Here is a 12107-nt window from a genome sequence, read left to right as displayed (position 1 = left end):
GTCCTCGCTCCAATCGAACTGGAAAGCCTCGCCCGGCGCGAACACCAGCGGCACGAAAGTCCCACGATCTGTCGTGTGATGCGCACGCTGCCGGTCACCCTTCCATTCCCGCACAAAGGCCGCAACACGTTCGTAGGAACCGTCATATCCAAGCTTTACAAGATCGGCATGCATCAGCTTCGCCGTTCGGCGTTCCTTGCGTGATTTGCGCTGATCAGTCGTCAGCCACGCAGTAAGATGCTTAGCATAAGGGTCCAGCTTGCTGGGGCGATCTGGCACCTGAAATGCAGGTTCAACAATCCCCTCCCGCAGATACTTCTTGATCGTGTTGCGAGATACGCCCGTCCGCCGCGCGATCTCGCGAATAGGCATCTTATCCCGCAGTGCCCATTTCCGAATTACCCTCAAAAATCCCATGTCTATCACTCCATGCGCCCCCAGCTGATTCAAGCCGGGGCAAGGTTACACATGGGTCAATTCTCAATGACAATTTCTGCTGGTGCCGGGTCAGTTCTCAATGACAATCAACAGCGAGGGCGAAGTCATCCAGTCCATGACCTTTCGCGGCGCAATCCGCTTGCGGCGGCGGATCGAAATCCCCCTGGGCGGCACAAGCCTGACCCTCCGCGATACTGTCACCAATATCGGCCCGACCACGGTGCCAAGCATGATGCTCTATCACTTCAATCTTGGCTATCCGCTGGTCGATGCGGACAGCGTGCTGGACCTTGGCGCGACCACGCAGCTTTGGGCGAACCTCGACCATGAACCAAAGCACCCCTATGGCCCCCCTCCGCACCAGCCCGTCGCGGAAATCTCGGTCCACCGGCAACAGGCGACCAATGGCAAGGCGCGCTGCGGCCTGCACAATACGGCAACCGGCCTCAGCGTCGAAATCACCTATGCGACCGATACCTTGCCCTATCTCCAACTTTTGCGTGTACGCGGCGAGGGCTATTCCCTGATCGGCATCGAACCCTGCACCACCGCGAAACGCAGCCGTGCCGAGGCGCGCGATGCGAGCGAAATGCCCCAGCTTGCCCCCGGCGAAAAGCGCCACTTCTCGCTTGATGTCAGCGTCACCACCCAATCTTCCGAAATAGAGGCCACGTCCTGATATGCGTGTAATTTTTGTTCTGTTCGATACGCTCAACCGGCATTTTCTGGAGCCCTACGGCGCGGACCGGATGCGCACGCCGAACTTCCAGCGGCTTGCGGAAAAATCGGTACGCTTTGACAACCACTATGTCGGCAGCTTGCCCTGCATGCCCGCGCGCCGCGACCTGCTGACGGGGCGTCTGAACTTCATGCATCGCAGCTGGGGCCCGCTGGAACCCTTTGATCAGGCGATGACCGAGATCTTGCAAAAGCAGGGCGTTTACAGCCATCTGGTCACCGATCACTATCATTATATGGAGGTGGGCGGCGCCGGCTACCTCAACAGTTTTACCAGCTACGAATTCCAGCGCGGGCAGGAAGGCGACCCTTGGAAAGCGCATGTGACCCCCGATCTGGACCGCTATCGACAGAATTTCCACCCCTCGCAATTCAGCGACAAACTGGGCGCCTCGCCGCTGCATTACATGATCAACCGAGACTATATCCGCGACGAGGCCGATTTTTCCTCGGTACAATGCTTCGATCTTGGCTGCGATTTTCTGGACAAGAACAGTGCGGCGGACAACTGGTTCCTGCAGATCGAAACCTTTGACCCGCACGAACCCTTCCACGCCCCCGACCGCCTGCGCGCGCAATATCCCACCGCCTATGATGGCCCCATCCGCGATTGGCCGCCCTATGCCCGCGTCAGCGAAAGCAATGCCGAAGCGGATGAGCTGCGCGCCAATTACATGGCGCTGCTGGCCCATTGCGACGAACAGCTTGGCCGCCTGCTCGACAAGATGGACGCGCTTGATATATGGCGCGATACCATGCTGGTGGTTTCTACCGATCACGGTTACCTGACCGGAGAGCATGACTGGTGGGCAAAGAACAAGATGCCAGCCTATCAGGAAATCGCACATATCCCGCTGTTCCTGCACCACCCCGACCATATCAACCTTTGGGGCCAATCGCGCAACGGCCTCACCCAGACACCCGACCTGATGCCAACCTTTCTGGATGCGTTTGGCTGCACCCCGCCGGATGCGGTGCGGGGTAAATCCCTTCTGCCGCTTCTGCACGACCCTGCCACCACCAACCATGGCTGCGTGATTTTCGGCTATTTCGGCGGCGCGATCAATGTGACCGATGGTCGGCACAGCTATTTCCGCTATCCCGAAAACTTGTTAGAGCAGGCGTTTTTTCAATACACCCTGATGCCCAGCCACATGTTGCAACATTTCGCGCAAGATGAGCTGGCAACCGCAACGCTGATCCACGACCTACCATATGCGAACGGCTATCCGGTGCTACGCATTCCTGTGTCCTCCGCCTCGCCTTGGTATCACACCCACGGGCCGGCGGTGATGGAAGGCAATGCCTCGCTGCTGTTCGATACGGTCGCGGACCCGTTTCAGCAAAACCAGATAGCGGATGCGGGGCTTCACGCCGAAATGGCCCGCAAGATGATTGCCGAAATGAAGCGCAATGACGCCCCGCCCGAAGCATTTGCTCGGCTAGACCTAATTCCAGATGCGGAGACCTGACCCATGTCCAACCTGACCATTTCTGCCCTCAAAAAATCATTCGGGGCTGTGCAGGTGTTGCATGGCCTAGATGCCGAAATCCAAAGCGGGGAATTCATCGCCGTTCTTGGCGAAAGCGGCTGCGGCAAGTCCACCTTTCTGCGCATCGTCGCGGGGTTAGAGGATTCGACAAGCGGCAGCATCACGATTGACGGCAAAGATGTGACACAGCAGGCCCCCCGTGACCGCGATATCGCGATGGTGTTCCAGTCCTACGCGCTTTACCCACATATGACGGTGCGCCAGAACATCGACTTCCCGCTAGAATTGATGGGCATCGAAAAAGCCGATCGCGGCCGCCGCATCGCCGAAACGGCAGACCTTTTGAACCTGACCCCCTATCTGGACCGCAAACCCAAGGATCTTTCAGGCGGGCAGCGTCAGCGGGTCGCGATGGGCCGCGCCATTGTACGGGAACCGAAGGTGTTCTTGTTTGATGAACCGCTCTCCAACCTCGACGCCAAGCTGCGTGTGCAGATGCGCGGCGAAATTCGCAACTTGCAACAGCGGCTGAAGGTGACGGCCATCTATGTAACCCATGATCAGGTCGAGGCTTTGACAATGGCCGACCGCGTGATGCTGCTCAATAGAGGCAAAATCGAACAATTCGCCCCTCCGCTGGAACTCTATGACCATCCCGCAAGCGTCTTTGTCGCAAGTTTCGTTGGCACGCCGCCAATGAACCTGATTGACGGAGAGATTTTGGCCGACAGAACCATTGCCGCTTTGGGCACAACTTTCCCCTATGGCGGCAGCGGGCTGGGCGATGTAACGCTGGGCATGCGTCCTGAACAGATCAAACTTGCCACCACCGCGGATGCGCATTTCTCGGGGCGCCTGATATCCTCGGAAAATACCGGAGATCGGGTCAATCTGGTTCTTGATGTCGTCGGCACCCAGATGCAGGTCAGCCTGAATGAGCGGCACAACATTGCCCCCGGCGATGTGATCCCCTTCAAGATCGCAAGCGACAAGCTGCATGTCTTCAATCGGGCAACGGGGCTGCGCATTCCCTAGGTTCCTGTCTCATTGATCGTCAAAGCCAGTAGAGATTGGTTGCGGCAAAGGCGGCGAGGAGGCCCGTCCGGCATCTGTCGCAACGCGTTGCCACCCGTCGCCAGTCCCTCAAACGCCCGAACATAGTCTCGAAGTGCCACTTGGCAGCGCATGTTTACATGCGCGAGTAGGCGGCTTCGGCATTTGAAGCGACGCATGTCGTATTTCACCGGTTTGCAGCTGGGCTTCCCGCCCGGGACGCACGGTTTTATGCCTTTGTCTTTCAACGCATCTCAAATCAAATCGGCATCATAGCCACAGGTCTTTGCCCGGCAGCGGTTTGCCTGCAAACCTTGAGAGTATCCAACAACCATTCTGCCGCTAGCAAGCTGCTCAATAAGGCCGCAGCACCTGTATAATCGCTGATTCCACCTGCTGCCCTTAGGAAATGGATCGGCGACCATTTTCATCAGTGACAGCATGCGATTTTATCCCTCACGCCGATTGTTGCAATTGTGTGCCCGGCAACGGTTCATTCCCCCCCTTGGTCCGCCCCCCCTTTCGGGACATTGCTGCGCAATACCCTGTCGGGCAGTGATCATTCGACCTCCCCCCCCTTTTCACCCCAAGGCTCAAAGCCGTACCCCACCCACACATGCTTTGCATTTGCTACAGGGCAGCGTGTGAATTGAGACTGGTCTCGTCGATCAGTCAGGCATGACAGCCTAAGGCAAATTGGAGGGGCTGGAGCCTAAGAAGACGTGGGCCATTTGGGCGTGACCAGCCCGAACCCGGCCAAATGCCCACTAGTTATATTGTTCAATCGCGTAGTCTGCCGTACAAAGCACCGATGCGTCCGAAAAGGTCGTCCATAGTGGCATCGGTCCAAGCCCGACGGACGACGCGCGCTTGTTTCCCTGCGCTCCTCACTGCAACAATATCCATGACGAGACGTGACCTGCCATTACAACTGCCTCCGCACCAGCAAAACTGTGCTTCTCCCCCTTTACCAAGGGTTTCACATAGATCGCAGAGATAATGCGCATAGCATGGCCATGTGTCTGGGCAATCCACCCCGAAATGTGACGCGGCGCAAGCGTCCATCGCCACGATACAGGCTTTGTGACCTGACAAAACCTAAGTCGGCCGTAATCGCGACATTGACTTGTTGATCATTCAGACGCCAACAGCCTTGACGCCGCAAACCTGAAAACTGTCCATAGTAAGAACGATCGCCAATATGCCAATCTCCGACATGGATGCCTACCTCTTGTTGGCTACAACAAAACCATTTTGGCACAATTGTTGACGTTGGGCAGGCGCATCCAATGCATCAACTCAGATTGCGCCCTGCGACTTCGCTGGGCAATGCATGCATCGCTGACTTAATGAACCAGGAACTCGGCATGAAGCGCACCCGCAGCATTGATGCTTTTAAGAATGTCGATCATGTCGTGCGGGGCAACGCCCAAGGCATTCAGGCCCGCCACGACTTCGGACAGGTTGGTAGACCCGTCAACCTCGGCCATTCCTGTGCCTGGTGCGGGCGTAATACTTGCCTTGGTCCTAGGGACAACAATAGTTTCTCCTTCGCTAAAGGGATTTGGCTGCACGACGATCGGGCTTTCTTCAACACGCAAGGTCAAACTGCCCTGCGCGACCGCAACACGACTGATCCTTACATCAGCACCCATCACAATCGTACCAGAACGCTGATCAACAACGACCCGGGCGCGTGTTTCAGGCTCGACCAGAATATTCTCGATCCGCCCAATGGCATGTGCGGGCGAGGGCATGCGCGCTGCCCCCATGTCAAAAGCAATGGTGCCGGCATCAAGCATCACAGCCACACCTCGGCCAAAATTGGTATTGATCGCCCCCTCGATACGCCCTGCGGTTGTAAAATCGGGGGTCCGCAACGCGAGCCGAATGGTTTTCAGACCTGCAAAATCAAAATCAACCTCATGTTCTACTCGCGCACCTGACGGAATCACTCCCGCCGTTGGCACCCCTTGAACCACGCGCGCCGCAGCGCCCTCGGCGACAACGCCGCCGGCGATAATTGTCCCTTGCGCAACAGCATAAACTTGGCCATCTGCGCCATTCAAGGGCGTCATCACCAAGGTTCCGCCCAACAGGCTTTTGGCATCCCCAATTGCCGATACGGTAACATCTATGCGCCCCCCCATGCGCGCAAACGGCGGTAAAGTGGCGGTTACAAACACAGCCGCGACGTTCTTGGGCCGGAATTGCTCACCGTTCACATTTACGCCCAAGCGTTCCAAAAGATTGGTCATGATTTCTTCGGTGAATGGCGCGTTTCGCATGCCATCCCCTGTACCATTCAAACCAACCACAAGCCCGTAGCCGACGAGGTCATTTCCCCGAACACCGTCAAACTCTACCAAATCTTTGATCCTGATTGGCGCGGCAAGTGCCAAACTCGGCAAGAGTAGCAGAAGACAAAGAAGCCTAATCATTATAAGAAATCCACCAAGCTTAGGCGTGAAAGTCGCGCAGTAACTGAATACAATGTTTCCAACTGTGTCTGCGCCGCTTCCATTCGGGTTGCAGCTTCATAGGGGTCGACCGCCAAAAGATCTGAACGCGCCAATTGCAGCGCTGACGTTTCGGCCTCATTGCGCGTTTGCGCCAAGTCAACTCTTGCCTGAGCCAACCCAATTTTCCCGGCAAGAACGGCGCGATCTGACTGGTTTTGCAGCATTTGGCTTCCGGCTGCAAAGGCCAGTTCTGCGCCTGTCTTGGCATCAGCTATGACCGTACCACGATCGACCAACGCAACCATAGCCATAGATTTAAGGGTATCCCTAATCGCCGGATCTGCGGCTGTTACCCCAAAATCGAGCTTGTCTTCAACCGAGATCGAAAGCGCTAGAGCGGCCCCGCCCCCTACGTAGCCAACGGCTTCATAGCCGCTTGGATCGTTGAACCAGGCCGAAACCGCTGCCTCAACATCCACAGCTGAAACAGCACCAGCCCCGACAACGGCAGCTTCAATCGCCAAAAGGATTGTGTCTGCGCTTGCAACGGCCGGGCCATCGCTTGCGACACCTGCAAAGATCGTTTTGTCGCCAATTCGCGTATTCAGCGAAGACAAGAGCGCGTCAAATTTCTGTGCTCCGTCGACAACAAGGCCATTCAGAATTGCAGGCTGAGTGTCTGTCGCGGCATTCATCAATGAGATTCCGACTCCGTCGGTAAGCCGATCCAGTTGTTCCAAAACCGTTTGCATGCCACCGGTTATCCGTGTTCCCGCATCCGTCGCGACTTTGTAGCCGTCCAATCGGATCAGAGTGGATTCCAAACCTGTCAGGTTCGAAAACGCCCCCCCAAGCTTTCGCCCGACATCTGCGGTAATCCCGGTCGTAAGCTCTTGGGCTGCTGTATTGGCTGCCTGCTTCATGCCTGCAGAAAAACGACGCATGCTAACAGTTTGCGCCAAGTCGCCGATGCCATTCATACCCATCTTACATTCCCAACAAAATTTGCAGCATATCGTCTGCGGTTTGGATGACTTTCGCATTCGCAGCATAGGCTTGCTCAACCATCAGCAGATCCTGAAGTTCGCGGTCGGTATCGACGCCGCCTTCCAGCTCTAAACTATACAAGGCCGTCGCGCGCGCGGTGGTGAAACCGGTCTCGGTTTCAAGCATCAGTCTATCGCCCGCGACCGAGGACAACAGCTTTGAAGCAAGCATAATCGTATCGCTTGCCCCCCCTGCAAACTGCCCTGATGCCGTGGTTCGGGCGTCATTCAAGGCCGATTGCATCGCAGCGAAAAGTGTCGAGTCCCCCGCCGCACCAGGCGTGGTTGCGCCGATGCCATCCCGGGTCCGCCAAACCGCGCCGCCATTTGACGCGTCAACCGCAGTGTTTAGCCCGATCCGCGCCGCAAGCCCCTCTTCATTCGCGGCAGAAAAGGCCAGACCGCCATCAGTGAACAAGCCGGCATCCGTCGCCGACAAAGTCGGGTCGACGGATGGGTCTTGAAAACGTGAAATAAGATCGCGCGCCAGCGCATCAAGTTCGGCCTGTGCTGCGGGTGCCAGATCATCGCGCACTGCAAAATTTGCGGCCAATGAGCCCCCGGCAATTGCGCCTTTGTCTCCGGTATCAATCGCGCGACCATTGATTGTTAGACCTGATAGCGCGCCTGATGCCAAGGTCATATCAGGGGTGATCAGCGACACCGAGGAAAACCCCAGTTTTGACGGCAGTCCATCCAGCAGCGCCGCGCCGCCCGTCGTGTACAAAGCCACCTTCCCGTTTTCACGCGGAATCTCTCGCAGGGGAACGATTGACGACACTTGATCAATCAGTTGCTGGCGCTGATCCAACAAAGCAGAGACGTCTTGCCCGCCCCCGCTGGTCGAGGCAATACTTGTGTTCAACTTTGCAATCGAAACCAAGGCCCCATTGATTGCCTCAACTTCAGACGCAATTTTGGCGTCGGCATCGCTTCGCGCTGACTGGATTTTGGTTGATACCGATCGAATGCCAGAGGCAACCGCGCGCGCGCCCTCGACGACTGCGCTTTGCCGGACGCTGCTTTCGGGTTCGGCCGAGGCCGCAACCAATGCACTGTCAAAAGCTCCCAGCCGACCCGTCAAGGAAGCGCCGTCTTCCGGACTGCCCAAAGCCGTAGCCAACTGTGTCAGGAAATCCAAACGGCCATTCATATTCGAGGCACTGGCATCGGCAAGCCGCCGATCTGCCACAAGAGCATGATTGATTTCACGCGACACGCCGATCACCCGAACGCCTTGACCGCTGCCCCCAAGGGTTTGCGCCCCAACCTGCAGTTCGCGCCGCCCGTAGCCATCGGTCAGCGCGTTCGCAATGTTTGACGAAATCAACTCCGCAGATCGCGCAGCTGCCGTCAGCCCGGATAGTGCGCTCGACATGGATCCTGAAATGCTCATCCTTCAGCCGCCTATCGTTTGATGTTGGTGGTTTCTTGCAACATCTCATCAACGGTCTGAATGACCTTTGCGTTGGATGAATAGGCACGCTGCGTTTGAATCAGTGCCGTCAACTCTGCGGCAACATCTGTGGTCGACCCTTCACGGGCGTAACCAACCACAGACCCGGTTGGGCCATCGCCGGCATCCCACAAGAAGAACGAGCCCGAGTCTGGTGAAATCTGGTAGGTCTGATTGTTCAACGCAACAAGGCCATTCAGGTTGGGAACATCAACCAAGGGAATTTGATACAAGCGCCGCGTGAATCCTGTGTCATATGTGGCATTGATAAAGCCGTTCTCATCAATTTCGACGGCGGTCAAATTGCCAACGGGCGACCCGTTTTTCGTAATCGAGGTCGGTGCAAAACTGTCAGAAAGCTGGGTCAACCCGTTCGGGTCGCCAAGCCCCCCGATCTTCATCGACATCGGCCCCCCGGCGACCGTTAAAGCCAGCGTACCATCTGTCGCATTATAAACACCGCCCGAAACCGTCGTCACAGAGCTCAGCGTCCCGCCCGAGCCGCGCGTATCGTCAAATGTCAAAGTATACTCACCAATAACAGCCCCTGCCTGCGCGGAATCGGTGATAACCATGGTCCATTCATTGGACGAGCCTGTCGCAGGGACGGTTGGCGTAAAGCTGACATCCAGTGTTTCGGATGTGCCCAAATTGCCAAAATACTCGATAGACAGCGGAAGTGTGGTGCCCGGCGAGCCTGTCGCCGTGCTGGTTGCAGGCAGGTTCACACCCAATTTCATCGCTGTCGTAGGGTCACCGGCTTGCTGGTTCGCATTAATCGTAACCGGCCTTAATCCGGTAACCGTATCGCGCGGCAAAACCGGAATTGTGCCGTCCGAATTTGCAGGCCACCCCAACAGCACCAGCCCAGAGTCAGTACGCAGCACACCGTCTGAATCCGATCGGAAAGAACCTGTCGTTGTCATCATCATCGAACCATCGCCAACGCCATCGGCCGAAACATTGACCGCCGAAACGACGGGCAACATACCACGCCCTGAAATCGCAATATCAAGCGCGTTCGACGTACCCACCAAAGCACCACGCTGATCGATCATCCTGTTGCTTGTGGCCCGCACACCACCGGCGGAATATACGCCTGCCCCTGCCGCATTGGTGATAACCATGCTTTGGAAATCTGCGTCAGCCCGCTTATACCCATAAGTGCCTGAATTAGCGATGTTATCGGAAATTGTCGCGAGCCGGGTGGCATTGGCGTTCAGCCCTGCCACCCCGGCATTGAGCGAAGAGGAGATTGTCATAAGTTAGCGCCTTTCTGCTGCTAGGACCCCAAGTCAAAGTCCAAACTGCACGCTGCGCCTTAAGATCGTCCTAATAGCTAAAACTTGATCTGATTTTCCTGTGTATTGGCCCCTTTCAACGGTCTCTGCGCAGCAAAACAACCTCTATCCGGTTGTTGCGGACAGCCATCGGATCTGCAGTTATCGCCTTTCGGTCTGCAAAACCGCTGACACGCTGTACACGCCCCGAATCGCTGCCTGCCTCTTGCAACAGCTCGCGCATGGCTTGGGCCCGTGCCGCTGAAATTGCCCATGACGGATTCTCTATCAGCATAATGGGAAAGGCGCGCACATAGCCGTTCACGGCGAGCTTGTTGGTTGTAATTGCCAGAACTTCGGCAATAACCACGGCGATTTCTTTGAGTATCGGCGTCGGTTCTGCAGTCTGGCCTTCAAACAGGGGCAGATCATCCAGATCAAAAATCTCGATAATCAAGCCCTCATCGGTGACCTTTGTGGTGACGTGGCGCAGCGCACGCTGCATCGTCATGCTCTCACCGCTTCGCGCCGCCAGCGCCTTTTCAATCTCGGCCGCTTTGTCCTGCATTTCACGCCGCGAGAGGGCATCATCTTCGCCATCCTCGCCACCGCTTGGCAAAGTCTCATTTGAGAACGCGGCCGACGCACCTGTGCCGCTTTCCATGTTCTGACCGTCGGCGGTTATGCTGTCGCCGCTAAAGGCCCCATCCCCGCCGCCGGAAATACGGTTGATCGGAATCGTCGGGCTGAAATAATCAGCCAGCCCTTTCCGTTGTTTTTCAGTTGTCGCATTCAGCAGCCACATAAGCATAAAGAAGGCCATCATGGCCGTCACAAAGTCTGCATAGGCAACTTTCCACGCCCCACCATGGTGCCCGCCGCCTTTTATAACTTTCTTACGCTTAATGATGACTGGCCTGGCATTTGATTGCCGGTCCATCACACCACCCTTTTATTCACCCGATATCAGGTTTACTGCAAAGGGATGAACGTCACGTTAACCTGTACAATTGTTCAGATTGCAGTGGGCGTGCGGCCTGTCTGTCTGCTCACGAAACATTGCCCACATCCTGTTTGGGGTTTGCGCTATAACACCCCACATATAGCCCGTGTCTGCTATCGCACACATAGGTAATACACTGACCCAAGCCACAGATAAGAGGTGAAGATGACCTATCAGAAAACCAAAGAAGCCCTTGCGCGGCTGACCCCTCAGCAGTTTGATGTCACACAAAACAGCGGTACCGAACGGGCATTTACCGGTGAGTTCGACAAGCATTTCGCACCGGGCATCTACGTCGATATCGTCTCGGGTGAGCCACTGTTTGCGTCTTCGGCCAAGTTCAATTCGGGCTGCGGCTGGCCTGCGTTTTCCAAAGCCATTGATACCGAAATGGTAACGGAACTCAGCGATACCAGCCACGGGATGCGCCGCGTCGAGGTACGGTCCAAACATGCCGACAGCCATTTGGGCCATGTCTTCAACGATGGCCCGCGCGAAATGGGTGGCTTGCGTTACTGCATCAACTCGGCCAGCCTGCGCTTTGTGCCGCGCGATGACATGGAGGCCGAAGGCTATGGCGCCTATCTAAGCCAAGTGGAGGAAAATTGATGGAAACCGCAATTCTGGCAGGCGGCTGCTTTTGGGGCATGCAAGACCTTATCCGCAAGCTGCCCGGCGTTATCGCAACCCGCGTCGGCTATACCGGTGGCGATGTGAAAAACGCGACCTACCGCAACCACGGCACCCATGCCGAAGGGATCGAGATCAGGTTTGATCCGGCCAAAACCAGCTACCGCGCGTTGCTGGAATTTTTCTTTCAAATCCATGATCCAACCACGATTGACCGCCAAGGCAATGACCGCGGCACCAGTTACCGCTCGGCCATCTACTACACCTCTGATGCGCAAAAACAGGTGGCGCTGGAAACCATCGCCGATGTCAACGCAAGCGGGCTTTGGCCAGGCAAAGTGGTCACGCAAGTTGAACCAGCAGGCGATTTTTGGGAGGCCGAGCCCGAGCATCAAGACTATCTTGAACGCCTGCCCAATGGCTATACGTGCCACTTCCCCCGTGCCAATTGGGTTCTGCCCAAACGCACAGCCGAACAGGTCGCCGAATAACTGCCCCCTTTTTCCTG

At 56.4% G+C, this 12107-nt stretch carries 11 protein-coding genes and 1 pseudogene; 5 read left to right on the top strand and 7 right to left on the bottom strand.

All coding sequences use genetic code 11. The features are described from left to right. A partial coding sequence (locus AKU79_RS03595) for a helix-turn-helix domain-containing protein (RefSeq protein WP_156209447.1) occupies window positions 1–417 on the bottom strand: 417 nt, incomplete at its 3' end. A gap of 100 nt (window positions 418–517) precedes the next feature. Between AKU79_RS03595 and AKU79_RS03590 the strand changes: the two genes are divergently transcribed. The 3 genes from AKU79_RS03590 to AKU79_RS03580 are packed head-to-tail and all read left to right on the top strand — an operon-like array spanning window position 518 to window position 3704. After that, window positions 518–1117, top strand: coding sequence for a DUF4432 family protein (locus tag AKU79_RS03590; RefSeq protein WP_050522210.1), 600 nt, complete (start codon window positions 518–520; stop codon window positions 1115–1117). Window position 1118: 1 nt separating this feature from the next. Beyond that, window positions 1119–2648, top strand: coding sequence for a sulfatase (locus tag AKU79_RS03585; protein ID WP_050522209.1), 1530 nt, complete (start codon window positions 1119–1121; stop codon window positions 2646–2648). Between the two features lie 3 nt (window positions 2649–2651). Then, window positions 2652–3704 (top strand): ABC transporter ATP-binding protein, encoded by a 1053-nt coding sequence (locus AKU79_RS03580; protein WP_050522208.1) that lies wholly within the window; start codon window positions 2652–2654, stop codon window positions 3702–3704. Between the two features lie 19 nt (window positions 3705–3723). Here the strand turns inward: AKU79_RS03580 and AKU79_RS19690 are convergent. The 6 genes and pseudogenes from AKU79_RS19690 to AKU79_RS03555 form a co-directional block, all read right to left on the bottom strand. After that, window positions 3724–4172, bottom strand: a pseudogene (locus AKU79_RS19690) (hypothetical protein); the annotation flags it as partial. Window positions 4173–5068: 896 nt separating this feature from the next. Continuing rightward, complete coding sequence (locus AKU79_RS03575) at window positions 5069–6166, bottom strand: flagellar basal body P-ring protein FlgI (RefSeq protein WP_156209445.1); 1098 nt, start codon at window positions 6164–6166, stop codon at window positions 5069–5071. After that, on the bottom strand, window positions 6163–7128 hold the full coding sequence (locus AKU79_RS03570; protein WP_197087219.1) for a flagellin: 966 nt from the start codon (window positions 7126–7128) through the stop codon (window positions 6163–6165). Before AKU79_RS03570 ends, AKU79_RS03575 begins: the two co-directional genes overlap by 4 nt. A gap of 43 nt (window positions 7129–7171) precedes the next feature. After that, a complete protein-coding gene (gene flgK / locus AKU79_RS03565) occupies window positions 7172–8626 on the bottom strand; it encodes a flagellar hook-associated protein FlgK (RefSeq protein WP_050522205.1) in 1455 nt (484 codons plus the stop codon). 11 nt (window positions 8627–8637) lie between these two features. Next, complete coding sequence (locus AKU79_RS03560; protein ID WP_050522204.1) at window positions 8638–9948, bottom strand: flagellar hook protein FlgE; 1311 nt, start codon at window positions 9946–9948, stop codon at window positions 8638–8640. A gap of 115 nt (window positions 9949–10063) precedes the next feature. Then, entirely contained in the window at window positions 10064–10906 is an 843-nt protein-coding gene (locus AKU79_RS03555) for a flagellar motor protein MotB (RefSeq protein WP_050522203.1), read from the bottom strand. Window positions 10907–11134: 228 nt separating this feature from the next. Between AKU79_RS03555 and msrB the strand changes: the two genes are divergently transcribed. Further along, entirely contained in the window at window positions 11135–11578 is a 444-nt protein-coding gene (gene msrB / locus AKU79_RS03550; RefSeq protein ID WP_050522202.1) for a peptide-methionine (R)-S-oxide reductase MsrB, read from the top strand. Then, on the top strand, window positions 11578–12090 hold the full coding sequence (gene msrA / locus AKU79_RS03545) for a peptide-methionine (S)-S-oxide reductase MsrA (protein ID WP_050522201.1): 513 nt from the start codon (window positions 11578–11580) through the stop codon (window positions 12088–12090). Before msrB ends, msrA begins: the two co-directional genes overlap by 1 nt. The last annotated feature ends 17 nt before the right edge of the window (window positions 12091–12107 follow it).

The organism is Pseudorhodobacter wandonensis (assembly GCF_001202035.1).
In the GTDB taxonomy this organism is placed as follows: Bacteria; Pseudomonadota; Alphaproteobacteria; order Rhodobacterales; family Rhodobacteraceae; genus Pseudorhodobacter; species Pseudorhodobacter wandonensis.
Note: the sequence above shows the minus strand (reverse complement) of the source record. Positions and strands in the feature narration are given on the sequence as shown.

Coding starts and splice junctions, on each gene's coding strand:
- AKU79_RS03590 (WP_050522210.1), top strand. CDS start 518: ATGACAATCAACAGCGAGGGCGAAGTCATCCAGTCCATGACCTTTCGC.
- AKU79_RS03585 (WP_050522209.1), top strand. CDS start 1,119: ATGCGTGTAATTTTTGTTCTGTTCGATACGCTCAACCGGCATTTTCTG.
- AKU79_RS03570 (WP_197087219.1), bottom strand. CDS start 7,128: ATGCGTCGTTTTTCTGCAGGCATGAAGCAGGCAGCCAATACAGCAGCC.
- msrA (WP_050522201.1), top strand. CDS start 11,578: ATGGAAACCGCAATTCTGGCAGGCGGCTGCTTTTGGGGCATGCAAGAC.
- AKU79_RS03560 (WP_050522204.1), bottom strand. CDS start 9,948: ATGACAATCTCCTCTTCGCTCAATGCCGGGGTGGCAGGGCTGAACGCC.
- flgK (WP_050522205.1), bottom strand. CDS start 8,626: ATGAGCATTTCAGGATCCATGTCGAGCGCACTATCCGGGCTGACGGCA.
- AKU79_RS03555 (WP_050522203.1), bottom strand. CDS start 10,906: ATGGACCGGCAATCAAATGCCAGGCCAGTCATCATTAAGCGTAAGAAA.
- AKU79_RS03580 (WP_050522208.1), top strand. CDS start 2,652: ATGTCCAACCTGACCATTTCTGCCCTCAAAAAATCATTCGGGGCTGTG.
- msrB (WP_050522202.1), top strand. CDS start 11,135: ATGACCTATCAGAAAACCAAAGAAGCCCTTGCGCGGCTGACCCCTCAG.